At 47.5% G+C, this 24335-nt stretch carries 16 protein-coding genes and 1 tRNA gene; 6 read left to right on the forward strand and 11 right to left on the reverse strand.

What is annotated here, in order from left to right; translation table 11 throughout:
• Positions 1 to 23: 23 nt before the first annotated feature.
• The 6 genes from groL to L21SP3_RS06940 form a co-directional block, all read right to left on the reverse strand.
• On the reverse strand, positions 24 to 1724 hold the full coding sequence (gene groL, locus L21SP3_RS06910; protein ID WP_077540157.1) for a chaperonin GroEL: 1701 nt from the start codon (positions 1722 to 1724) through the stop codon (positions 24 to 26).
• Between the two features lie 217 nt (positions 1725 to 1941).
• Complete coding sequence (locus L21SP3_RS06915; protein ID WP_077540158.1) at positions 1942 to 2454, reverse strand: biopolymer transporter ExbD; 513 nt, start codon at positions 2452 to 2454, stop codon at positions 1942 to 1944.
• On the reverse strand, positions 2454 to 3224 hold the full coding sequence (locus L21SP3_RS06920) for a MotA/TolQ/ExbB proton channel family protein (protein WP_227806840.1): 771 nt from the start codon (positions 3222 to 3224) through the stop codon (positions 2454 to 2456). Before L21SP3_RS06920 ends, L21SP3_RS06915 begins: the two co-directional genes overlap by 1 nt.
• 7 nt (positions 3225 to 3231) lie before the next feature.
• Positions 3232 to 4443 carry a vWA domain-containing protein gene (locus L21SP3_RS11905; RefSeq protein ID WP_123785155.1) on the reverse strand — a complete coding sequence of 404 codons (1212 nt, stop codon included), beginning with the start codon at positions 4441 to 4443 and terminating at the stop codon, positions 3232 to 3234.
• A 133-nt stretch (positions 4444 to 4576) separates the two neighbouring features.
• On the reverse strand, positions 4577 to 5824 hold the full coding sequence (locus L21SP3_RS06935) for a L,D-transpeptidase family protein (RefSeq protein ID WP_077540161.1): 1248 nt from the start codon (positions 5822 to 5824) through the stop codon (positions 4577 to 4579).
• 15 nt (positions 5825 to 5839) lie between these two features.
• Complete coding sequence (locus tag L21SP3_RS06940) at positions 5840 to 6424, reverse strand: 5-formyltetrahydrofolate cyclo-ligase (protein WP_161488135.1); 585 nt, start codon at positions 6422 to 6424, stop codon at positions 5840 to 5842.
• A 956-nt stretch (positions 6425 to 7380) separates the two neighbouring features.
• On the opposite strand from L21SP3_RS06940, the gene L21SP3_RS06950 reads away from it, so the two are divergent.
• On the forward strand, positions 7381 to 7836 hold the full coding sequence (locus tag L21SP3_RS06950) for a PEP-CTERM sorting domain-containing protein (RefSeq protein WP_077540164.1): 456 nt from the start codon (positions 7381 to 7383) through the stop codon (positions 7834 to 7836).
• 489 nt (positions 7837 to 8325) lie between these two features.
• On the forward strand, positions 8326 to 9822 hold the full coding sequence (locus L21SP3_RS06955; protein WP_077540165.1) for a sulfatase-like hydrolase/transferase: 1497 nt from the start codon (positions 8326 to 8328) through the stop codon (positions 9820 to 9822).
• Positions 9823 to 9915: 93 nt separating this feature from the next.
• On the opposite strand, the gene clpB is transcribed toward L21SP3_RS06955, so the two are convergent.
• Positions 9916 to 12516: an ATP-dependent chaperone ClpB gene (gene clpB / locus L21SP3_RS06960; RefSeq protein WP_077540166.1), complete on the reverse strand. Its 2601-nt coding sequence runs from the start codon at positions 12514 to 12516 to the stop codon at positions 9916 to 9918.
• Positions 12517 to 13059: 543 nt separating this feature from the next.
• Between clpB and L21SP3_RS06970 the strand changes: the two genes are divergently transcribed.
• Positions 13060 to 13833 (forward strand): hypothetical protein, encoded by a 774-nt coding sequence (locus L21SP3_RS06970; protein WP_077540168.1) that lies wholly within the window; start codon positions 13060 to 13062, stop codon positions 13831 to 13833.
• Positions 13752 to 16535 carry a GLUG motif-containing protein gene (locus L21SP3_RS06975; RefSeq protein ID WP_123785156.1) on the forward strand — a complete coding sequence of 928 codons (2784 nt, stop codon included), beginning with the start codon at positions 13752 to 13754 and terminating at the stop codon, positions 16533 to 16535. Before L21SP3_RS06970 ends, L21SP3_RS06975 begins: the two co-directional genes overlap by 82 nt.
• Before the next feature lie 99 nt (positions 16536 to 16634).
• On the opposite strand, the gene L21SP3_RS06980 is transcribed toward L21SP3_RS06975, so the two are convergent.
• Positions 16635 to 18257 carry an IS1634 family transposase gene (locus L21SP3_RS06980; RefSeq protein ID WP_077539090.1) on the reverse strand — a complete coding sequence of 541 codons (1623 nt, stop codon included), beginning with the start codon at positions 18255 to 18257 and terminating at the stop codon, positions 16635 to 16637.
• A 107-nt stretch (positions 18258 to 18364) separates the two neighbouring features.
• Here L21SP3_RS06980 and L21SP3_RS06985 point away from each other — a divergent pair, with 107 nt between their 5' ends.
• A complete protein-coding gene (locus L21SP3_RS06985) occupies positions 18365 to 18691 on the forward strand; it encodes a hypothetical protein (protein WP_123785157.1) in 327 nt (108 codons plus the stop codon).
• A gap of 104 nt (positions 18692 to 18795) precedes the next feature.
• Here L21SP3_RS06985 and guaA read toward each other — a convergent pair whose 3' ends face one another.
• Both guaA and guaB read right to left on the reverse strand, forming a co-directional pair.
• Positions 18796 to 20343, reverse strand: coding sequence for a glutamine-hydrolyzing GMP synthase (gene guaA / locus L21SP3_RS06990; RefSeq protein WP_077540171.1), 1548 nt, complete (start codon positions 20341 to 20343; stop codon positions 18796 to 18798).
• A gap of 14 nt (positions 20344 to 20357) precedes the next feature.
• Complete coding sequence (guaB, locus tag L21SP3_RS06995; protein ID WP_077540172.1) at positions 20358 to 21821, reverse strand: IMP dehydrogenase; 1464 nt, start codon at positions 21819 to 21821, stop codon at positions 20358 to 20360.
• Positions 21822 to 22059: 238 nt separating this feature from the next.
• Here guaB and L21SP3_RS07000 point away from each other — a divergent pair.
• A tRNA-Ala gene (locus tag L21SP3_RS07000) sits at positions 22060 to 22132 on the forward strand.
• Between the two features lie 260 nt (positions 22133 to 22392).
• Here L21SP3_RS07000 and L21SP3_RS07005 read toward each other — a convergent pair.
• Positions 22393 to 24300: an SWIM zinc finger family protein gene (locus L21SP3_RS07005; protein WP_123785158.1), complete on the reverse strand. Its 1908-nt coding sequence runs from the start codon at positions 24298 to 24300 to the stop codon at positions 22393 to 22395.
• Positions 24301 to 24335: the final 35 nt, after the last annotated feature.

Genomic DNA, 24335 nt, shown 5'->3' on the forward strand with positions numbered 1-24335 from the left:
TATGAGCTAAACGGGAGCAGGGACTACATCATCCCCATACCGGGCATACCGCCCATTCCTCCCATGCCGCCCATGCCGGGCATACCGCCCATACCACCCATTCCGCCGGACGGGTCCATTCCAGCGCCTGCGCCGGAATCTTCATCAGGGCTCTGTGTTACAACGCAGTCTGTAGTCATCAAAAGACCTGCAACGCTTGCGCTGTTTTCAAGGGCGATTCTGGTAACCTTAACAGGATCAATCACGCCTGCCTCGATAAGGTTTTCGTATTTGCCTGTATTTGCATTGTATCCGTAGCCGTCTTCACCTTCTAAAACGTTATTAACAACGAGATTGGCAACTGCACCGGCATTCTCTGCAATGCAGTGGCACGGCATCTTCAGGGCATTTGCTACAGCATTGGCTCCGGTTTTTTCATCACCCTTGAGCTTGAGCTTCTTAACGGCATCCATGCAGCGAACCAGAGCAACACCTCCGCCTGCTACGATACCTTCCTCAAGTGCGGCTCTTGTAGCGTGAAGGGCGTCTTCGATTCGTGCCTTCTTTTCCTTCATCTCCGCTTCGCTTCCAGCGCCAACGTTAATCTGGGCAACGCCGCCGGTGAGCTTGGCCATTCTTTCCTGAAGCTTCTCGCGGTCGTAGTCGCTGGTGGTGGCTTCTATCTCGCCCTTTATCATATTTATGCGGGCTTGGATATCGCTTTCTGCACCTGCACCTTCAACTATAACCGTGCTGTCGTTGTCAACTACTATTTTCTTGGCCTGTCCGAGCTGAGCAAGCTGAAGGCTGTCCAGCTCAACGCCCAGATCCTTCATAACTGCCTCTCCGCCTGTGCAGGCGGCAATATCTTCGAGCATTGCCTTTCTGCGGTCGCCGTAGCCGGGGGCCTTAACAGCACATACATCAACCACGCCTCTCATCTTATTTACAACGAGCGTTGCAAGGGCCTCGCCCTCAACATCCTCTGCAATAATAAGAAGGGGACGCTTTGTTTTGGCAACCTCTTCGAGAAGGGGAACAATCTTCTGCACATTGCTGATTTTGTCCTCATATATAAGAACGTATGGCTTTGACATTTCGCAAAGCATACTGTCGCTGTTTGTTGCGAAATGGGGGGATAAAAAGCCCCTGTCGAACTGCATACCTTCAACGTAATCTACTGAGGTTTCAAGGCCTTTGCCCTCTTCCACAGTAATCACTCCGTCCTTGCCGACCTTGGTAAATGCCTCGGCCATCTGCTTTCCGATCTCTTTGTCGTTGTTTGCAGAGATCGAAGCGATACTCACAATATCCTTCTTGCTCTCAATATTAACAGGCTTGGATATCTTTGCCAGCTGTTTTACTGCCGCTTCAACAGCCTTCTTGATGCCTCTGTTCATTGCCATTGGGTCTGCGCCGGCGGCAAGATTTCTGTAGGCCTCTTTGAAGATTGCCTCAGCAAGTACTGTAGCAGTGGTAGTTCCGTCGCCTGCCTTTTTGTTGGTTTTGCTCGCAGCTTCCTTAACAAGTGAGGCTGCCATATTTTCGTTCTTATCGAACAGGTCTATCTCTTCTGCTACAGTAACCCCGTCTTTAGTTACTGTCGGGCTTCCCCAGCCCTTGTCTATTATTGCGCAGCGTCCCCGCGGCCCGAGTGTTGATTTAACGGCCGCCGAGAGCTTTTCAACACCGCTAAGCAGCGATGCTCTCGCATCGGTTTCGAAGGAAAGTTCTTTTTTTGCCATATTTTACTGCTCCTGTAATATCGATTTTTACAATTTACTGATTACTCTGCAAGCAACTATAATGCCAGCACAGTTCTAAAACGGGGGACTCCAATCGGGCAGAAATTGCAAAAGCTTGTAAATAAAGAGCTTACACAGCTTAAGCAGGTTCAATTACAGGCAGACTAAACTTCTCTGCCAACCAATTGGATTCACTTGGAAATGTCAAATTGACAGACTACTCTGCGGCAGGGTCAGTTTGCGGGGCATTAGTGCCTATTGCAGCGTTTTTATCTCTCTTCTCCTGAAGACCGGATATAATCATTTCTGAGGCGTTGCTTTTAGCGATTGCTGTTATAACAGGCTTGTATTCCCTGAACACAAGCTCTCTGTCCATCCTGAGATTAATCATTGCCTCGCCGTGAAGCAGTTCAATACCCCTGTTTATCATCCTCTCCAATTCAGCTATCGTCCCCTGCCCGGGTTCCAGGGCAAGCTTTGAATTCTGAAAGATGCACATTATCGTTCCGTCATCCTCCCGCATTACATTCAGAACCACCTCACCGGGCTTAGAGCCTTCATCCGCAACAGATTTATGCATCTGCTCGGGCAATTCCACAGGGTAGTTCTCCGAAGCGATAAACTGACCGAGGAAAAGCAGGAAAATAATCAGAATAAAGATAATATCAATGATAGCGGTAATATTAAATTCTAAATATCCTGCAGCATTTCTCAGCTTTTCGAGAAGCATTAATAGATACCCTCTATCTTATCAAGCACTGTTTCCGCCTCAACAGCAGCCTCACTGGCCATTGCTTCAAGCTTGTTCCTAAGATAGCCGTAGATAAAAAGCGACGGGATAGCCACAAACAGCCCCCAGAACGTGGTTACAAGAGCGATTGATATGCCTCCTGCAAGCTGGGATGCGTCCGGCTGACCGCCTGCCTCAACAATCGTGTTAAACGATTTAATCATACCAAAAACCGTACCGAAAAGACCAACCATAGGAGAGATGTTACCGGTAAGGTTCAGTCTTTCAACCTTTCTCAATATCTCAAGCGTTCTTTCCTGAAGCACATCAGAAACCATCTGCTGAAGCCCCATGTACCCAACCTCTTTTGTTTTTACGAGGTTGAACGCCCTTGAAAGCGAATAACTGAGCAAATCATCCTGCTTGGCAGCTGCCGCTTTAATAACCTCTTTATCGCCCTTTTCTGCAATCTTTTTGAGCTGTTTGGTATTTTCTTCAGGCAGAAGAATTTCCCTGCTTGTCTTAATGCTCAAGTCGATTGCCTGATAACACGAATAGAAAGATAGAGGCATAAGAACAAACCATACAATCGGGCCGCCCTCAATAACAAACTGCCTCAAGAACGAAACGCCTTCGTCGTAATCACCTTCCAAAACTGCGCTCTCATCCAGCGAAGATTCTTCTCCTTGAGCATGAAGCTGAGCAGAGAGGCCTATAAGTACGAAAAGGCTTATTACAAGCAGCCAAAGTCTTGTCCAGTTCTTGTTCATTTTCAATTTAATTTACTCCCTCAGAATAAAGTGTAAACTTCCCGCCGCTGTTTTCAGCCATCCGCCTGAGCATAGCAGCGTCTTTACTGTTAGTTCTAAAACCGATTGTATGTATCTTCACAGCCGGCGCAAATTCTTTCCTGTACCGCTCAACTTCCATCGAGAAGCCTGCATAATCGAATCCGTCTGTAAGGAAATATATCACTCCGGCATGATCGCCGATGCTGTCTTTGTATTCAATTGCCTTCTTAATGGCCTCCATTGCATCGGGTCCGCCCATTGGCATAGGAACCGATTTCACCATCTCAAGGCCTGTCTTCTTGCCTGCATCGCTCGCCCTTATGAGCTTTTTCTGCTCGAGCTCCAGTATATCCGAGCCTCGGAACACTATAACCGCAAAGAAATTATCCTGCTTGAGGTTTGTTATTGCTTCATTGAGCTTCTGCTTCACTTCTCCAAAGAATCCGAGCATACTCCCTGAGCAGTCAACCACGAAGCAAACCTTCCTAGCGCTTGCAACGTTTCCAAAAAATTCAATCCTGTTGGACTTTGTTGCAGGGCGTTCTTCGGTGGCCTGCGGGACTCCTGCAATCTGTCCGCTGAGCCTCGGGCCTGAAACGCGGTATGTGCCCTGTTTTCTGAGCCCGCCGCCGGCTTCTCCTCCGCCGCCGCCTTCGCCTGCGCCTTCAGAAGAGCCTTCTCCGCCTCCTTCTCCACCTCCTTCACCGCCTTGGCCGCTGCCTTGGCCTTCTTGCCCCTGCCCAGCGCCGCTTTCCGAGCCGCCTTGGCCAGTTCCAGCGCCTTCTCCGCCTCCTGCACCGCTTGCGCCGCCTTGTCCTCCTGCACCTCCGCCCGGGCCGCCTTCGCCGCCCGCACCTTCAGGGCTGCCCCCTGAAATACCGAGAACTGAGCTGAGGCTGCCAGCTCCGGAAAGGCTTGCAACGCCCTCAGAACGCATATTTACATCAACATCAAACCGGCCTGCCCCGAAACCTGCGCTGCTGTAGCCGGAACGCTTTACTGAAGGAGTATCAACGATAAAATCCCCCGAGCTGAAAAAATCCAGCTCACGAACTGCAACAACAGCAGGGTTGTTCAAAAGCTCCTTGAATCCGCCTCTGGAGAACTGTATCAGGGCGAATGTACCCAGAAGCACAACGTGCACGAGCACCGTGAGACCAAGGGCAATATAATCTATTTTTTTCTGTTCAATTACCATCAAGTAAAAAATATCTGCATAATTTTATTAGAGCGACAGATTATAATCCCCGTAAAAGTTATTGAAATAAAAAAAAATCATTAGAATTCGGTTTCAACTCTGCATTTTAAAAGCAGCAGGATTTTAGAGCAAATCAGTTTATAATCTGAACATGCGATTTGCCCAGCATCATAAGGTCGTAAACCTCCACAACATCCTCGTTGCTCAGCCTTATGCAGCCTCGGCTGCTTTTCTGGCCTATGCTCTCGGGCTCGCTGGTTCCGTGAATAGCAAAGCCTGTCCTGCCCTTTGCATCACCGGAGATGCCCTTAATAGCTATCCACCTCTTGCCGAGAGGATAGTCCGGATCCATTGCGTCATAAGTTCTGCCGGAATCCGGGTCCGTCCAAGTTGGCGAAACCATCTTCCCCCCGGGTTTTACAACCCACATACCTGTGGGGGTGGCATGCTCTTCTCTGCCTATACCTATCGGATAGGATTTTACGTAAAGATTGTCAAGGTATAGATCCATATTGTAGGTGCTTTTATTCACGATCAGGTTGAAAGGCCCTTTAACCACCTTGATATCTTCGCCGGCACGGAGCTGTTCTGGCCTGAGCATATCGTTTATCTTCAGCAGAAATTCCCAAGGAACATTATACTCATCGCCTATTCGGCTAAGCATATCGCCTCTCTGAACAGTATAATAATGGCAGTGCGGATCGCCTTTTAAAACATCCTCGCTGAAAAGCCATCTCTCAGAGAGCTTCTCGAGCATATCCTTCAGCGCCCTTCTCTGGAGTGAATCAGGATACCTGCTGAGGGTGTTGTTTAGCATATCCCTCGCCTTGATAACCTCACCTGAACGAACAAGCGAACGGGCATTTGAGATCTTGCCGCTGATAACATCTGATTCATCCGTATAACCTTCTGAATCCTCCGAATCTGAAGCATCATCTTCTCCTATAGTATCGCTGTAGGCCGAATCTTGCTCTTCTCCTTCATCTGTATCAGCAGGGGTTTGCTCAGTATCATCTTGGTCTGCATAGCCGGCCTCTTCGCCTTCAGTTAAAGGCATTTCACGCTCGGCGCGGGTTTGCTCTTCCGCCTCACCTACAAGATAACGCGGGGCCTCGCCTGACTGTTCGGTGTCCGCCTCATTTTCTGCTGGCTCCTGAGAGGATGACTGCTGCTCGGTCTGGCTTGCAGTCTCAGCTGAAGCTGCCTGTTCTTCCGATAAAGCTGTTTGAGAAGATTCTGGAAGCTCAGTTTCCTCCGCCTTGTTGAGAGCCTTAAAAGCAAAGAATATCCCCGCCGCAATGATAGCACCTATAACCGCAAAAATAAATGTGTTCTTTTTCTTCTGCCTTGAACTGTAAGGCACATAGCCCTTCCTTGCCATTGTCAATCCTTTGTCTTATGGACGTGTTAATATTCTCTTTTCTGTTATTATAGTGTCCGCCGAAATATCTCTATCCCCGGAAGCTGCCTGCTCCACAATTTGAACCTCAAAGCAGACCCCGCAAAGATGCCCCCGAACATTATCGGAGCTTAGGAAGCGGTCGTAGTAGCCCCCGCCTTTACCCAGCCTTCCGCCCTGAACATCGAAGCCGAGCCCTGGCAGTATAATCAAATCAAGCCTCTCCGGCGAAACCTCAGCACCGTCTTGCGGCACTCTTATTCCAAATTTATCTTTTTTAATGCAGTTTTCAAGCGAATTAAGCCGAACAGCCCGCATTTTTCCCTTCTCCTCTTGAACTTCCGGCACTGCTGCGGCTTTTCCCTGCTTCAGGGCGCTGGCGAGCAGGTAGTCCAGATTTACCTCATGGCCGTAAGCTAGATACCCCATTACCGCACCTGCCTGTATATAAACCTCAAGCTGCTCAATCCTCTTGCATATCTCAAGCGATTTGGCCTGTATATTTTCAGGGCTAAGGCGGGATAAAGCTGCTTTAAGCTCAGACCTCTGAGCGGACTTTCTATTTTTTAGCTCTATATCCAAAATTCTAAAGATCTCTGCCTTGTGTATTTAAGTATTACCCTTCGAGCATATTCTAACCTCAGCAGAATAAATATAAATCAGAAAATCCGCAAAAAGCTTAGCAGTGTGCGACAATATTTTTTGGCAAAATGCAAATCATCAGGCTGCAATGCTTTGCAGAATTTATTATCTATTTACTGAGCCAGTCCGCCTGCGGCGGAAAACTCGCTAAGGATTTTTTGCCTGAAGGTTTTGTTGGCGAGCATGGGCGAACCTGCGCAAACGCCCGCCTGCGCAGAGTGAAAATTCTGCGAAAAAAACTTATGCACTATTGATTTTGAACTGCTGGGGATTGGATTAAACCACTAAGCGCTCCAAGGGCGCGAAGAATTTTTTTAAGATATTTTATAACAATGCTTTACGTTCATAAAATTATCTGTAAAATCTGCGTCATCTGTGGATAATAAACTTCGATGCGACATAAATCTGCGAGATCGTTTACCTGCCAAACTTCTTTAATTAAATCAAAACCATATCCCCTTCGTGTGTTTCGCGGGTTTCGTGGTAAAACAAAAACAAATTAGCGAAATCAACATCATCTCTGGACAAGAAAATCTACTAAAAAAATTTAAAAAATAACCAAAAATACTGAATTTTAATTTGAATTCTGCGTTTTTATTTGGTAGATTAGGAAATAATAGTTTTTATAAAGTTTAGTGGAATTAAAGTTGGCAGGTGTGAAAATGAAAAATTTACTGACTCCAACTGTACTGGTTGTTACCGCTTCGGTAAGTTTGGCGGCGTATAATCCTGTGTTTACAATCAATGCCGAGGCCTCAGAAACAGCATTAGGCTATTAGGAAGGCCAGTCTTACAGTTTCAGCTTTGTTGCTGACGGTTCAAGAACCGAACAAACGGAAGATGTATTCAGTCAAGCGCAAAACTTATGGAAAACAGAGCTCACCGCAGATGCCCCTGTGTTCCTTGATATTTACGGCTCAGGCGTTTCTGGAGAATATCAAACGCCGGATTCGAATAATTCTGACCCATCTGACAGTTTGGATATTTATTTTACAGATCTTGGATTTGATAGCTTTACAGGATTCAATCTTACTGCAGCTGCAGATTCCAGCAATCTAAGCATCACTGCGCCAAACGATGATTATTTGAAATATGTCGAATTTACTGAAGATAATAGCAGCTTCGGCTTTGACTATTCCAGCCAGACCTACTTACCCCCCGAAGCGTATTTCTCGGATTATTTAGGGGAGTATGATTTCAGCGATTCTTACGGCAGCTATTTCGAAGTTGAAAATGTAAACGGGGAATATGCAGAATTTAGCGTAACTACTGTTACAATCACCCCCGAGCCGACGACGATGGCACTGATCGGGCTTGGCGGGCTATTTATCCGCCGCAAACGCAGGGCATAAGTACGAATAATCTTTTGCGGCTTAAAAATGGGGTGTTAGCACTGGTTCGTCCCTTCGCATTTCAATAATACCTTCAAGGTGATTGACAGGATTTTTGAGCTTGGGATTCGGTTTGAACCATGGAGGACACCAAGGGCACGAAGGGTCTTGTTGTAAGTTTCTTTATGACAATGCTTTACATTCATAAAACTGTCTGTGCTATCTGTGTCATCGTTTACCTGCTAAGCCAATCAATTCAGTTAAAACCACATCCCCTTCAGGGTCTTTGAGCTTCTTTACACTGCAGCTGTACCTGTCGGCGTGTATGGGAATTCAAGCAGAGCTCTGCAATATTCTTTCATAAATCGTTTCTCATAATCCTGCAGCTTATATTGCACATAATTGCGGAATTTTTATCCTATTTTGCGTTTCAACTTTCGAGTAATTTGCTAATATTTAAGTTTGCATAAATGAAAAAGTAAAAATTTCACTCAAAACAAGGAGAATTCTATGAACCGGCGTAACTTTTTAAGGTCTGTATGCATTGGGGCTTCAGCTTCGTTTCTCTCCGGCTGCGGAGGCTCTTTCCTCACTGAAAACAACCGCAAACCGAATGTGCTGCTGATAATAGCTGATGATCTTGGTTACGCAGATGTAAGCGCTTATGCTCATTCCTCCCCGGATGTGAACACCCCGAATATGGACAGATTAGCCCGGGACGGCGTTCGTTTTACGCAAGGATATGTTACCGGGCCTGCGTGCAGCCCTTCCCGCGCTGGATTGAATACTGGTCGATACCAGCAGAGATGGGGTATGTGGGGCTGGGCTAAGCCTCTGCCAAAAGATGAAAGGATGCTGGCGGAGTATCTCAAACAGGCTGGCTATAAGACGGGGAAATTCGGCAAAAGCGATTTCGGGCAGAATTATCACCGCACGGATGTTCGTGAATTTCCAATGAACCACGGATTTGACGAGTTTTTAGGATTTTCCGCACATGCCCACGATTATTTTCATTTGTCTGAGAAAATTGAAAAGGCCACACCCGATCCAAACGGAGCAAGCGCTTCATTAGGTACTTTATTCCATAATAATGCCAAAAAATCATTTGAAAAAGGCTATACTACTGAAATCTTTACCGATTACGCTATAGACTTCATAAAACGCCAAAGAGAAAAACCGTTCTTTGCATGCGTATCTTACAATTCAGTGCATGCTCTGGTGCATCTTGTTCCCGAGCGTTATTTAGAGCGTTTCGGCGCGAAAAAGGTGCCTTTGTATGACCCTGAAAACGGAAAATATTACACTTATTACGACCGCTACGGCCACGGCAAGGCTGATGTTGATGATGAAACCTATCGCCGGTGGTGCCTTGCTAATACGGCATGTATGGATGATAATATCGGCCGCCTGCTTGACACTCTTGAAAAGCTCAATCTTGAAGAAGACACTTTCGTTGTGTTTATGCCTGACAACGGCGGTGCACCAACAAGGGAGACAGGCTCTGTGAATCGGCCGTTAAAGAGTACGAAATACAGCCTGTTTGAAGGTGGTATTCGAATCCCGATAATAATGCGGTATCCCGCCGGGAAGGCAGCGAAGGGGAAAGTTTGCGAGAATGTGGTATCAACGCTGGATATTCTGCCAACCTTTCTCGCCGCAGCGGGGCAGGAGAATATTCAGGGAAAACCGCTGGACGGAAAGAATCTTATGCCAATGCTCAAACGCCCCGAGAAAACTCAGAAACGCGGCCCGCTGTTTTGGCATTTCGGCGACCAATTTGCTGTTCGCGACGGCGACTGGAAGCTGGTTAAGGCAAGGCTGTTCACTAAAGATATTATTAGCGGAAGAAAACAGCCGCTCCCTGAGAAGCCGCAGCTGTTCAACTTGAAAAATGACATTGGCGAAACCAATGACTTAGCAGACAAAAACCCTGAAATAGTGAAAAAGCTGACAAAGGAATACGAAAACTGGAAAGCAGAAATGAGAGCCAGCATTAATCAGGGATAAATTCCCTTAAACCCTCGCAAAGGCTTATGCTGGAAAAGAAATAATCAGCGGAAAGAAAGAAGGGGACGCAGCCTCGCGCCCCCTAAATCTATATTAATCGCCGGCCTCGAGCTTCTTTACAGTGTAGCTGTATTTGTCGGCGTCTATGAGTATCTTATCGCCCTGTGAGAATTTGCCTTCGAGCATCTCCGAGGCGAGTTTGTTTTCGAGCCGGTGCTGGATAGCCCGCTTGAGCGGCCTTGCCCCGAATACCGGATCGTATCCTTCATCCATAATCAGCTCTGTTGCTGCATCGGTAAATTCAACCTCAACATCCCTCTCCGCGAGCCTCTGCCTGAGGTTTTCAAGCTGGAGCTCAACAATCTGCTTGAGCTCTTCTTTTCCGAGCGTTTTGAATACGAGCTTCTCATCGATCCTGTTGAGAAATTCCGGGCGGAACACCTGAGTAAGCACATCTCGAACGTGCGCTTCTATCTCCCAGTCTGCCCCGTCTTCCTGAGTGAGCGATCTTATCTGATCGCCTGCGAGGTTGCTGGTCATAATGATAACGGTGTTTTTGAAGTCAACGGTTCTGCCCTTCCCGTCGGTAAGCCGGCCGTCATCAAAGATCTGAAGCATCACGTTAAACACGTCTTCATGAGCCTTTTCGATCTCATCGAGCAGGACAACAGAATAAGGCCGCCTCCGCACAGATTCGGTGAGTTTGCCGCCTTCTTCATAGCCCACGTATCCCGGAGGAGCTCCGATAAGCCGAGAAACAGAATGAGCTTCCATAAACTCGCTCATATCGATTCGAATCATGGCGTTCTCATCGTTGAACATAAACTCAGCAAGCGCCTTGGCAAGCTCTGTTTTTCCAACGCCTGTAGGCCCGAGAAACAGGAATACGCCTATCGGGCGTTTCGGATCGCTGAGCCCTGCCCTGCTCCGCCTAACGGCATTCGAAAGCGAGGATACTGCCTGATCCTGCCCGACAACACGTTCTTTGAGCTTTGTTTCCATATTGATGAGCTTCTCCCTCTCGCCCACCATCAGATTCGAAACGGGGATTCCCGTCCAGCTGGAAACTACCTCTGCGATATGCTCCGCTGTTACCTCGTTCTGGATGAGCTTCGGCTCGCCGCTGCCTTCCTCGCGTGCCTTTTTCTCGGCCTCTTCAAGCTGTTTTTCCAGCTCGATAATCTTGCCGTACTTTATACGGGCTGCCTTCTCCAGCTCGCCGTTGCGCTGGGCTTCCTCGAATTCGTTATGAGCCTTCTCAACTTCCTGCTTTATCGATTTGAGCTCATCGATACCTTCCTTCTCACGGTCCCACTGCTCTGTAAGCTTTTGATTCTCTTTTTCAAGCTCTTCAAGCTGTTTTTCGGTTTCTGCGAGCTGTTTCTGGCTTGCCTCATCGCTCTCTTTCTTCAGAGCCTCCCGCTCAATCTGCAGCTGAACGATCCTCCGCCTTATCTTATCAAGCTCCTCGGGGAGCGAGTCGTTTTCAATGCGCAGCTTCGAGGCCGCCTCGTCTATGAGGTCTATAGCCTTATCGGGAAGCCAGCGGTCTGTTATGTAGCGGTTGGAGAGAGTGGCCGCTGAGACGAGAGCAGAATCCTGAATACGCACGCCGTGATGGGCGTCGTAGCGGTCTTTCAGGCCGCGCAGTATCGCAACAGTTTCCTCCACAGACGGCGCCTCCACCAGCACCGGCTGAAACCTCCTCTCAAGGGCGGCATCTTTCTCGATTTGCTTACGGTATTCAGCGAGGGTGGTAGCGCCTATGCAGCGAAGCTCGCCCCTTGCAAGCGAGGGCTTGAGCAGATTGCCCGCATCTACAGAGCCTTCTGTTTTTCCCGCTCCTACAATATTATGCAGTTCGTCTATGAACAGAATAATCTTGCCCGCAGATTCAGTAACCTCTTTGAGAACAGCCTTAAACCTGCTTTCAAACTCGCCGCGGAATTTTGTGCCTGCAATCAGAGAGCCCATATCCAGAGCTATAATCTTCTTTTCCTTGAGCCCGGCTGGAACGTCTCCATCCACAATCCGCTGCGCCATTCCCTCAACGATAGCCGTTTTCCCAACTCCCGGCTCCCCAATCAGAACAGGATTATTCTTCGTGCGGCGAGTGAGCACCTGCATACACCTGCGGATCTGGTCTTCCCGGCCGATAACCGGATCGAGCTTGCCGTTTCTGGCCATCTCCACAAGATCAATCCCGTATTTCTCGAGCGCCTGATAGCCCGCTTCGGGGTTTTCATCGGTTACCTTCTGACCGCCGCGAACATTGTCAACGGCCTCTTTTATCTGATCTGCGTTTACAGAGTTCAGGCTTAGAATCTCTTTTACCGTGCTCTCCACCTTCGCAAGCGAGATCAGAATATGTTCAACGCTGAGATACTCATCGCCCATTTGATCTGCTTCATTCTGGGCGTTTAATACTATCTGATTTAGCTGCATATCCGGCATAATCATTGAGCCTGTTTTGCCGGTCGAGAGCTTCATAATCTCAGACTCTGTCATCTCCTTGAGCCGTGAAACCTTCACGCCGAGCTTCTCGAACACCTGCCCGGCAACACCATCCTCATCGTCCAGTATTGCTGAGAACAGATGCAGAGGGCTCAAAACCGTATTTTTCTTAGCCATGGCGATCTGCTGGGCGGTCGCCAGGGCTTCTTGTGCTTTTACTGTGAATTTGTCAAATTTCATCCTCAATTACCTTTCCGTAAAATTCAGGAACCACTGAGCATACACAAATTCCGTGCCATAGCCTCTGGGGGCTTGTATGAAACAAAACTGACTCGCAGAACAGATTTGAAAACAATTTCTGCTGTCATTTTGGCATATTGATTGTCATTAGTGATTACGAAGATTCGCGCGGATTTTGTGTTTTTTTACCACGAAACACACGAAGGGGATATGGTTTTAATTGATTTTATTATCCACAGATGGCACGGATTTCACGGATAATTTTATGAATGTAAGAGCTTGCTGTAAAACAATTTATAATAAAATCCTTCGTGTTCCTTCGCTCCCTTCGCGGTTTAAGAAAATCAACCGCCCGAAAATCCTGTAAATCCCGTCTAAAAAAGAACCTGCCAATCCTGTAAAAATTATAAAAATTTGGCGGAAATTTTATTTTTCCATTGAAATTCTCTTCAAAATACATTAACCTGCTCATCACCAGGGAAAACGGCGTTTATTGGGCGGAAAAAGTAAAGAAAGATTATTGTTTCACAGCAGGAGCATAAAATGCGTATCCTCAGATTTTCAGTTGCGTTAGCGTTGGCAGCATCAGGCATTGCATTCGGTTTCGCCGCCGGCGATGGTTCACAGGCTAATCCTTATCAGGTTGCCAATACGAACGATTTGCAGGAGATAGCGACGAACAATCCTAACTCCGGCGATTATTTCGTTCTTACAAGCAGCATCACAGGTGTTGACTTTGTTATTGGCGGTAGTTTTAATGGTAATTTTGATGGAGACGGAAATACTATAGACGTTTCCTATCAAGGCACCCTAACCGGCGACGATGCTCTTTTCGAAGAGATCGGCCAGCAGGGAGTTGTCAAAAACTTAAACGTAAACCTCGACTACGACCTCAGCGCTTACAGCGGAAACTGGGGATTTGTAGCTGGTATTGCCGGCTTTAACAACGGCGGTACTATCGAGAACTGCTCTGCGGCTGGTTCAATAGATGCCCAGGACAAAGGCCTTGCTGTTGGCGGTATCGTTGCTTCAAACGCAGGTACTCTGCAGAATTGCCAGTCTGAGGTGTCTATCGCAACAGACTACGGCTGCAACGCAGGCGGTATAGCAGGACAGTCCACCGGTTCGATTGACGAATGCTCATTCATGGGAAGTATGGATGTGGCAGATTCCGGCTTTGAAAGTATTGACGATACAGCTAATCCGACAATTGCAGGCGGTATCGTGGGATACGCTTGGGATACGCTTATGACGGTTCAGAATATACCAACCTTACAACAAATGCAGAAATCATCGCTGATGCAAGCGGTGTGGTAGCAGGCGGCGTTGTAGGCTATCTTGAGTCCAGCGCAGTAACCGGAGCCCAAATGGCAGGCGGAAGCGTTACTGTTCCATCTGCACCGTTTAACGGCTCAATTGTCGGCGGTATTGTTGGTCAGTCGCTAGACAGCAGCGTTATGCAGGCTGTTTTGGCTGAAGATGCTTCTGTTATCGGCGGACGCTACAGCGATACAGGCGGTATCGTGGGCTACAGCGGGATATCCACTGCCGGCGCAAGCGCAGAGATAAGCGAAGCTGTTTCTCTTGGTTACATTGAAACAGGCTACCTTGGCTATGCAGGCGGAGTTGCCGGACGCAATTCAAGAGGGATGGTAACAAACTGCTATGCAGCGGGTAATGTTGTGGCCAACGAGTCAAGCGGCGATAACACAGTGCTCGGCGGCGTTGTAGGCCAGAACGAAAGAAACGACCAAAACGGCGGCGAAGCCCCTGTTCAGTACGTGCATTATGCAGGTACTATAATGGACAAGCAGGGCGGCCAAGGATTTCTCGGCGCAGTGATTGGCTGGAATAACGGCGGAAGCCTTGACAGCGCACATTACGACAGCGACTTGGCAGGCGTAAGCGAGTTTATCGGCTGGGGCGACCAGAACGAGACAAGCTCTACAGCCCTCACTTCAGTACAGATGACCCAGCAGGGCAATTTCCCGAACTTCAATTTCGCTCAGATTTGGTCTATGGGAGCAGCTTATCCGGTTCTCACATTCCAGCAAACTGGCGATTCTGTAAATTATCTTGTCGTTCTCCAACCGGGCGAACACGGATCAATAAATGAAGCAAATTCTGAAGATGATTTTGTGGATATATACTTTGAAGGGGCAGATTTTCCTTCAGTAAATGTTTCTTCTGACATGGGTTACGATTTTGTTGGTTTTGACCCTCCGCTGCCGGACATTGTTTCTGGCAATTTTGAGGCAACTGCACAGTACGAGGCGACTCCGCAGTACACAGTAACATTTGATGCTGGAGCGGGCGGAAGCATAACCGCAGGCGATGCAGTGCAGACCGTTTACGAGGGCGAAGATGCAGCTGAGCCTACAATCGAAGCTAACGAAGGCTGGGAGTTTGCCGGCTGGGACACAGACTTTACAAACGTCCAGTCCGACCTTACAGTAACCGCTCAGTATGAGCTTACATATACTGTAAACTTTTTGTCGGGCGCCAACGGTACTATAACTTCAGGCGATACCGAGCAGACCGTTGCTGACGGCGGTTCAGCGACAGCTCCTACTGTTGAAGCAAATACCGGCTGGGAATTCACTGGCTGGGATACGGATTTCACAAATGTTCAGTCAGACTTAACTGTAACGGCTCAGTATGAGGCGACTCGGCAGTACACAGTAACATTTGACGCTGGAGCGGGCGGAAGCATAACCTCAGGCGAGGCAGTGCAGACCGTTTACGAAGGCGGAGATGCCGAGGCTCCGGAAATAACTCCTAATGCTCCATACATTTTCGCCGGCTGGGACAAAGAGTTCACAAACGTTCAGTCCGAGATTACTGTAACAGCCCAATACGATACCAAAACATTCACCGTAACATTCAATGCAGGGCAGTACGGCATTATATCAGAAGGTCAGTCTCAGCAGACAATTGAATACGGCAGCTCGGCAGCATCTCCGAGTGTTGAAGCTGATCAGGGCTGGGAGTTTGCCGGCTGGGATACACCATTTGATAACGTAACAAGCGATCTTGCGATTACAGCGGAATACTCATTTGCGATGGCCGGCAGCGGAACGCCGGAAGACCCGTATCAGATTAAAACAGCCCAAGATCTGGGAATGGCTGATTATGCCCTCTCCGCACGTTATGTTTTGATCAATGATATTGATTTGTCTGAGGAAAATTTTTACAGTATTGGAGATTCCGAAGAACCATTTGCAGGCTCGTTTGATGGAAACGATAATAAGATTCAGCATTTGAATAAGCCTATTTTTTACAGTATCGGCGAAGCTGGAAAGGCAATTAATTTGGGAATTGAGGAAGTCGATATCAGCATGAGCAGCACAAATTCCTTTTCCATTGGTTCAATCGCTAAAAAATGTCGCGGCACTATCGAAAACTGCTATGTATCCGGCAATGTTGAAGGGGGTGATGATACAGGCGGGCTTGTTGGGCATCTTTATTATGAAGGAAGCCTGATTAACTGCAGCTCAACAGCAATGGTTCATGGAGATAATCGAGTTGGCGGTTTAGTTGGCCGAAGCAATGGAGGAACAATTGAAAACTGTTACGCTGCCGGAGCTGAATCGGAAAACGGCTATTTACAGTCTATAGATGGAACTGAAGATGTTGGCGGTATCTGCGGATTAAATTTCGGCACAATCGAAAGCTGCTGTTCAGAAATTTCTGTCTTTGGAAGCAGAAGCGTTGGCGGTCTTTGCGGGAAAAATTCAGGCCATATTAAAAACAGCTATTCAACCGAATGGGTTTCCTGCCTCGGGGATAATGAAGAAGATGATACAGTCTGCGGTTTCTGCGGGAAAAACAGCGGGACAATCAAACACTGCTACTCTACCTCTTGGGTAGGAGGGGATGATAATCCGCAGGGCGGCTTCTGCGGCGAAAAGAGTTACAGCACCGAGCTGGAGTGTTTCTGGGATATCGAAACCTCGACAGTGGATATAGGCTACGGGAAAATCAACGGGCTCGACGGCGACGACGAGATCTATTCCTGACTTCGGCGGTAAATTTTCATAAGTCCTTGTCAATAAAGGACTCGATTTTTTGCGCAGGCACTACAAACCCTATTTCGGAAGGTTTTTCGGCGGGTGAAATTACATTTTGTAAGGCGTTGTATTGGTGCTGAGATTAACTGTTTTATAGAGTTTTCTTGCGTCCTCGTTAATCTTTGATGGCAGGACATATCTGCACTCTGTTTTCTTATCCCAGAGTATGCTCAGCTGCACGTGGTTGAGGGCATTTACAATCCTCGCCACAGACATCGGCTCAAATCTCAGCCGAACCCTGTAGGCCAGATTTCTCGCGCAGGTTAGAGCGATAAAGCATATCAGTATATGGGCTTTGATTCGTTTCGGCGTCCAGTGGTATATCGGCCGTATCTTCAGATCGTGCTTGCTTATCCTGAAGCACTCCTCAATCAGCCAGAGCTGCCTGTAATGATCTACTACAGCCGAATCATCCATATCCTTGACATTCGTTATAACACCGTGAAGACCATCAAAATTCGCAGCCTGCGCGTATTTCTCTTCATCTATCCGGCAGTCTATATCGCCGGTAACACGCATAAACTTCTTGTAGCCGTAGTTGCTTATAAGTGATTTGGGGTTGCTGCTCTTTTCAAGCTTCTCCTGGAGCTTTCTTATAGCTTCATCCCTGTCGTGCTTATTCTTTTTAGCGAGTTTATCGCTGTAGGTAACAATAAGCCTTGTATCTTTGCCGTAATCAAAGCTTCTAAGCGGGGCATTGGATTCTGTAACCTTTGCTTTCCATTTATCAGTGAGGCTTTTAAGCCTCGCTGCCACAATATACTCAACTCCCTGCTTTTCAAGGTAATCAAGATTAGCCTTGCTAAGCATTGCGCTGTCTGCGGTGAAGATAACACGCTTGAGGTTGTATTTCTCTTTGATCTTAGGGATTACAGTATGCAGCGTATGCCCTTCATACTGATTGCCGGGGAATACCTCATAACCTACTGGAAGCCCTTCTGATGTGGACAGAAGACCAAGGACAACCTGCGGCTGATTGAACTTCATATCCTTGCTGTAGCCGTTCTTTTTGAGCTCATCTTCTGTAAATGATTCAAAATAAAGCGTGGTGCAGTCGTAGAAAAGAAGACTTATCTCTTCGCCGAGAAGGCCTTTAGCAGCACTGTGAGCACAGTTTTGAGCCTTGCTGATAATATCATCTGTGATATTATCCATCATACGGTAAACGCTGTCTAAAGAAAGGTTAATGCCGAAGTCTTTGGAGAGATCCTGAACGCTGCTGCGTTTGCTCACTGGGTTTGCAAGCCTTGCCATTGTGATATGACGAAGGTTTTTGCCTGCAGACTCTTTGCGTCTATCGAAAAGATTGTTAAAGCCAAGCTCATTGTAGATGCTGCCGAATACCTCATGGATGCCTGTAGTTATGCGTGCCTGTTCCCTGAGATTCTTTAGATTGACCCGCAAAGGCTTATCATCAATGTTTTTGCGGGCATCTATTGCAGCTTCTGCAAGATGCTCAGGCTTGAAAAGTGCCGGCGTTTTCTCGGCCTCAAGCTTGGCCTTCTCGAATTCGGCAAAATCCTTGAGCCGCTTAAGCTCTTCTTCTGTGAAGGCTGTGCCGAGATGACGAACTATACGCTGACGAGGCTGGTTCTTCTCGTTGCGATAACTCTCTACAATCTGTACCGACTGCTTCGGACTGTTTTTTGATGTCTTTACTCGTATAAACATAAATGCAGATTATACGAAATCAAAACATTGTGTCAAAAAAATAAAAATTAGGCACTACGAGCGAACCGAACTTAACAAACCCTCATAACAGCCTCAAAACGCACTTTTTGCAGAGTTTTCCACAATCATACCGCCGAAGTCAGGACGAGATCTATTGGATAATGCTGAATATGGAGGATTTTCCGGGTGTTCGGGGCAAATCCACCGCTCAGATGCAGGATATAAATACATTTCTTGATGCCGGCTGGGATTTTGAAGGGGAAAGCGCAAACGGCGAAGAGGATATCTGGTTTATGCCGGAAAACGGATACCCCAAGCTCGCCGGCAGCGCCGGCAGCACCTCGGGAAGCAATCCTGCTGATATGAACGAGGACGGATACGTTGATATTCTCGATTTTGCGATATTCTCGGAAAACTGGCTCATAGCCGATTAGTCTTGCGCATAAGTGCGAACGGGGATTAGCTCTGCTATTATCGCAAAGGGCGAATCCGCTTACCCAAAATCAGTTTCGCAGGCCTTCCGCCGAGCGGCGGGGGATTATTCCCATTCGATAGTGGCGGGAGGCTTGCTGGAGATGTCGTACACCACTCTGTTCACCCCTCGCACCTCGTTTATAATTCGGTTTGAGATGATCCCGAGTGTGTCGTAGGGGATTCGCGAGAAGTCGGCTGTCATAAAGTCTGATGTATCCACCGAGCGGATTGCTATCACGCTCTCGTAGCTTCTGTCGTCTCCCATAACCCCCACATTCTTCACCGGCAGAAGAACAGCAAGCGTTTGGCTGCATTTCCTGTACAGCCCGGCGGCTTTAATCTCATCGATAAGTATCTCATCTGCCTGACGGACGATCCTGAGCTTTTCCTTTGTTATATCGCCGATGATGCGTACCGCGAGCCCCGGGCCGGGGAAGGGATGCCGCCATACCATATCCTCAGGCAGGCCGAGGTATTCCCCGAGCAGGCGAACCTCATCCTTGAATAGATCCCGCAGCGGCTCCACCAGCCCAAACCCAAGCTCCTCGGGCAGTCCGCCAACGTTGTGGTGCAGTTTTATATTGGCGGCGAGGTTGCCGTCTTTCGAGCCGGATTCTATTACATCCGGATAAAGCGTTCCCTGAGCGAGAAATTTTGCGTTTTCGATCTTCTCCGCCTCAGATTTGAACGCCTCAATGAATTCCGCTCCGATAATCTTGCGTTTCTTTTGCGGGTCGGTAACGCCTTCAAGCCCCGAAAGAAACTGCTCAGACCAGTCCACCACTCTCAGATTAACGCTGAAATGGCCGCAGAAGGTTTTTTCAACTCCCTCCCGCTCATTCTCGCGAAGAAGGCCGTTGTCAACAAATATGCAGTGCAGACGCTCACCGATTGCCTTGTGCAGAATCGCTGCTACTACAGAAGAATCCACGCCGCCGCTGAGCCCGCATATTACGTTCTCGCCTTTGAGCTCGTCTTTTAGCTGGGCGATCATCTCCTCCGCTATATCCCCAATCAGCCAGTCGCCTTTGCAGCCGCAGATCTGATAGAGGAAATTTTTGAGCATCTCGCTGCCGTCGGGGGTGTGGGTAACCTCGGGGTGAAACTGTACGCCGTAGAATGGCTTCTTGCTGTATTTTACCGCTGCATAGGGGCACGTCGGCGTTTGGGCGAGGGTGATGAAATCATCGTTGAGCTGATTAACCTGATCCCCGTGGCTCATCCATACGGTTGTTTTCTCCGGAACGCCTGCAAGCAGGCCGGAGCTCTCTGATACATGCAGATCAGTTCTGCCGTATTCCCTGCTCTCTGCAGGCCTGATATCTGCTCCGAGTATCTTGCCTGCTATCTGCATCCCGTAGCAGATCCCCAGCACGGGAACTCCCAGATCGAAGAGCTTCTCATCGCAGCTCGGGGCGTTTTTATCGTAAACGCTTGAAGGACCTCCGGAGAGTATTATCCCTGCTATGTTTTCGCCTTGAAGCTCCTCAGCGCTTACGCTCGGGGGATAAATCGCAGAAAGAACCTTCTGCTCGCGCACACGTCTTGCGATAAGCTGGCCGTACTGGCTGCCGAAATCTATTATTGCAATCTTTTCATGAGATGTTTTCATTAAATCGCCTCAGGTTAGAGCGTATCGGTATAGTTTGGAGATTCTTTTGTAATGTGTATATCGTGCGGGTGAGACTCGGCGATCGAGGCCGCTGTTACCTGCAGGAATCTGGCTTTAGTACGCAGCTGTTCGATATCCTCCGCTCCGCAGTATCCCATTCCGCTTCTCAGCCCGCCTACGAGCTGGTAGATATAGTCGCTCAGATGTCCGCGATAGGGCACTCTTCCCTCAACGCCTTCGGGCACGAGCTTGTTCTTGCTTTCCTCTGCCTTCTGGCCGTATCTGTCGGCTGAGCCGAGAACCATTGCTCCAAGCGAGCCCATACCGCGATACTCTTTGAACTGCCTTCCTTTGTATATAATCAGCTGTCCCGGGCTTTCAGCGAGGCCTGCGAGAATAGACCCGAGCATCACGCTGCTCGCTCCTGCGGCAATCGCCTTTGATATATCGCCTGAGAGTTTGATTCCGCCGTCCGCTATTACCGGCACATCCGCCTTGTCTGCATATTCCACCGCCTGCATAATCGCCGTGATCTGGGGAACTCCCACCCCCGAAACCACTCTCGTTGTGCATATTGCGCCTGGGCCGATCCCCACCTTCACAGCATCCGCGCCCGCATCTATCAGGGCTTTCGCTGCTTCTTTCGTGCCTACATTACCTGCGATTACGTCTATTTCGCACGATTTCTTCAGCTCTTTTACGGTTTCAATGACGTTTTTGGAATGTCCGTGGGCAGTGTCCACTACCAGCACATCAACATCCGCATCAATCAGTGCCTGAGCCCTGTTGTAGTCGTGAACGCCGATAGAAGCACCCGCCCTGAGGCGGCCTTTATCGTCTTTCGCTGCCATGGGAAACTGGGTTACCCGCTCAATATCACGCATCGTGATCAGACCGGTGAGACGGTCTCCGTCAACGAGCAGGAGCTTTTCAACCTTATGCCTCTGGAGTATATCCTTGGCCTGCTCAAGGTTTGTATCAGATGAACTCGTAACAAGATTGCTGCGGGTCATAATCTGTTCAACCTTCACGTTGTAGTCTTCGAGGAATTTCATATCCCGGCTGGTCAGTATGCCAACGAGCTTCTTATCCTCCACCACTACAGGCACGCCGGAGATGTGGTGTTCGTCCATCAGCTCCTTGGCCTTGAGTACGCGGTCGCTGGGGGAAAGCGTGATTGGATCGAGGATTACCCCGTTCTCCGAACGCTTAACCTTCTCCACCTCACGCTTCTGGGCTTTTACGGTGAGGTTCTTGTGGATTATTCCAATTCCGCCCTCCTGCGCAAGTGCAATAGCAAGGGCAGACTCTGTTACTGTATCCATAGCTGCAGAAACTATGGGAATATTTATTCTTATGTTTCTTGTGAGCCTTGTTGAAATTTCCGCCTCTGAAGGAATGATCTCGCTCTGCTGAGGTACAAGCAGAACATCGTCAAATGTAATTCCCAGACCGGCAATCTTGTGCTCATTGTCCATTATAGCTCTCCATTGTATAGAGGTATCGCTTTGCTGTTAAGGCAGTATATACCGGTAACACTCGAGAAATGAAGCAAAGGAAATTTACCGGCAAATAATGCTCAACCCGAAGCCAAATTTTACTATATATATCACTTTCAGTCAAGCTGGAGAAAGACGTTAAAACACGAGAAAAATTGCTGCCCGCTCGAATTCTTCTTGATAATTTTCGGCGTTGGAATATTATATCTCGCTTTGAGGGGCCGTAGCTCAGCTGGGAGAGCGCTTGCATGGCATGCAAGAGGTCGTGAGTTCGAATCTCATCGGCTCCATTTCTTCTTTAAGCATATCTTTTAGACAAATCATTTACCCCGCGGGATGCTGTGATTATGTAATTTCTGCAATCTGTTTACGGTTCACTGATTAAGTTTTTTGAATTAGCAGAATCATTATTTTAAGTTAGAGCGAGATCTAAAATAATACTTAGCCCCTGTTCGGGAATCTGCGTACCTAAGGCAAGGCTGGCTGATTATAAATCCCCTTAGGTGTATTTAATCAAATCCTGTTTCCGCTTTTCAGAGCCCCAGCTTGCCTAATCGCTGATAATAGGCTTAAGGCTGAGCTTGCTCAATATCTCAATGCACCTTCTCTTTCTGCGGTGTTTCTGCTGAAGCTCTTTAATATATTTTTCCCACTCATCCTTACTGCCGTTTAGTCTCATAACTTTACGTGCCTTGCGCAGGTATTCGGCGGCTTCGTAGTATGATTTAACTTTAGTTTCATCTATATAATCTTCAGCAATCTTCTGCCATATTGAAACTGCACGCTGCGGAGAGTAATCTTTTGCTGCTTCGGCTGCATCATCTGCAAGATGAATTGGCATTCTAAAATTCAATTCATTGCCCTTGTTAAACCAGTAAAGAACCCTCTTCGGGTCTTCTTCGTATATTGCAATTGAGACTAATGCCCTGATATTCGGGAAAATTCTGTAACTGCCCTCCTCAGCATAAATATTTTTAGGTTTGGGCAGAGGCCAAGATAAGTTTTCCCATGGCAGATTACCTTTTTCGAGATATTCAAGCAGCAGCTCCCGAACTTCCGTCCATGTTTTATTTTTTTTGTTTATCTTTTCGCAAGCGGCATAATTGTCTTTGTTAGGTGAGCTGACAAAATTCTCAACATCCATAATTGCGGCAGATGCCCAGTCCTTTTCAAGCTTGTAGATTTGTTTCAGTTGTTCTTGCAGTGTGCTAACAATTCCGCTATATCTATCCTGATTCTGCTTGACCCCTTCTTTGATCCATTTTTTTGCTTCATCGTATTTCTCTTGTTCTCTCAACACTTCTACAAGCCGCGGGTAGTTGTTGTTTGTTCGAGCTTCAGCCTTGCAGATAGACAATTTTTCATTTTTTCTCCCGGCCTTTTCAAGTGAATAAACAAGCCAGTCAACAAATTTATCACGGAAATGATCTCTGCAGACATTAGGAGAAGCCTTTGGGAAACCTATTTCTTTCAAGCGAACAAGCAATCTGTCTGCAAATCTGCTCCATTGAGATTCAGGACGATTTTTAGTGAGGTAATTTTTGAAATTATCAAAGAGGTGATAGCCGTCTTCAAGAACGAAATTAAGGGCGTGTTCCATCTTTTCTATTTCTGTCGCTGAAGACTGCTCAAGCGCGCAAAATAAGGTAGGGGATATTTTTTCGAAATCCAAAGTGATGAATTCTTCGCTGTACAAATTATCGATCTGGTAAATTCCAGCAGATACGATCTGATCTGCCATCTCCAAAACATCGTCCGCATAGCCTGCACGAATTAGTCTCTTGAGGTTGCTGTTTATCTGTTGATAGTCAAGAATGTTTTCGTCCGGCTCGCCGTAGTAATCAAACTGAATCTCCTTGTAGGCGGTTTTTAAATACTCTTTCAACCAGTAGATGAGCTTTTCTGCCTTTACATTGGTAAGTTTGTTTCGCTTAATCAGCTCTTTAGTGATTCCCGGGAATACTTCAATCAGTTCATAAATAATCGTCTTGAGCTCGTCTTTGCTCTTCCTCTCCAGCAATTCGGCTAGTTGCCCAGCCTCATTTTGCTCATCCTGATATCCATAAATGGAGCTGTTAATTTGCGCAATGTCTAAAACGGGCTCGGAATTTTGCTGTTTGATTAAGAGCACACGAGGGTCTTGCTCTTTTGCCTCAGGGACTTCAATTTTCTCCTTGCGCATTTCAATATATTTAAGCACTGCTGCCACCCCATGCTTGCAGTTTACAGCGTAAGGGCAGGAGCATTCTGAATAGAGGCTGCCGTTTTCATCTAATTTTACGTGAACAGCATAAACAAACGTGCCCCTTACCGTCGCAATCGGGCCGTTCTGAAAAACAGCAACCTTGGAAACTTTTGATTTATAGCCTTCCGCCCTTGAAACAATTTTAGTGCCCGCCCATTCAGTTAAATCGTTCCAAGTGAGCTCTAATAATCTGTCCAGTTTTTTGTTATCCATATGATATTTCTCAGCTTTTTCATTCAAACATTTAA

The organism is Sedimentisphaera cyanobacteriorum (genome assembly GCF_001997385.1).
Classification (GTDB): Bacteria; Planctomycetota; Phycisphaerae; order Sedimentisphaerales; family Sedimentisphaeraceae; genus Sedimentisphaera; species Sedimentisphaera cyanobacteriorum.

Bases quoted from the DNA above. Each gene is read 5' to 3' on its own strand.
- groL (WP_077540157.1), bottom strand. From the start codon at position 1,724: ATGGCAAAAAAAGAACTTTCCTTCGAAACCGATGCGAGAGCATCGCTG.
- L21SP3_RS06915 (WP_077540158.1), bottom strand. From the start codon at position 2,454: ATGCTTCTCGAAAAGCTGAGAAATGCTGCAGGATATTTAGAATTTAAT.
- L21SP3_RS06920 (WP_227806840.1), bottom strand. From the start codon at position 3,224: ATGAACAAGAACTGGACAAGACTTTGGCTGCTTGTAATAAGCCTTTTC.
- L21SP3_RS11905 (WP_123785155.1), bottom strand. From the start codon at position 4,443: ATGGTAATTGAACAGAAAAAAATAGATTATATTGCCCTTGGTCTCACG.
- L21SP3_RS06935 (WP_077540161.1), bottom strand. From the start codon at position 5,824: ATGGCAAGGAAGGGCTATGTGCCTTACAGTTCAAGGCAGAAGAAAAAG.
- L21SP3_RS06955 (WP_077540165.1), top strand. From the start codon at position 8,326: ATGAACCGGCGTAACTTTTTAAGGTCTGTATGCATTGGGGCTTCAGCT.
- clpB (WP_077540166.1), bottom strand. From the start codon at position 12,516: ATGAAATTTGACAAATTCACAGTAAAAGCACAAGAAGCCCTGGCGACC.
- L21SP3_RS06970 (WP_077540168.1), top strand. From the start codon at position 13,060: ATGCGTATCCTCAGATTTTCAGTTGCGTTAGCGTTGGCAGCATCAGGC.
- L21SP3_RS06980 (WP_077539090.1), bottom strand. From the start codon at position 18,257: ATGTTTATACGAGTAAAGACATCAAAAAACAGTCCGAAGCAGTCGGTA.
- guaA (WP_077540171.1), bottom strand. From the start codon at position 20,343: ATGAAAACATCTCATGAAAAGATTGCAATAATAGATTTCGGCAGCCAG.
- guaB (WP_077540172.1), bottom strand. From the start codon at position 21,821: ATGGACAATGAGCACAAGATTGCCGGTCTGGGAATTACATTTGACGAT.
- L21SP3_RS07005 (WP_123785158.1), bottom strand. From the start codon at position 24,300: ATGGATAACAAAAAACTGGACAGATTATTAGAGCTCACTTGGAACGAT.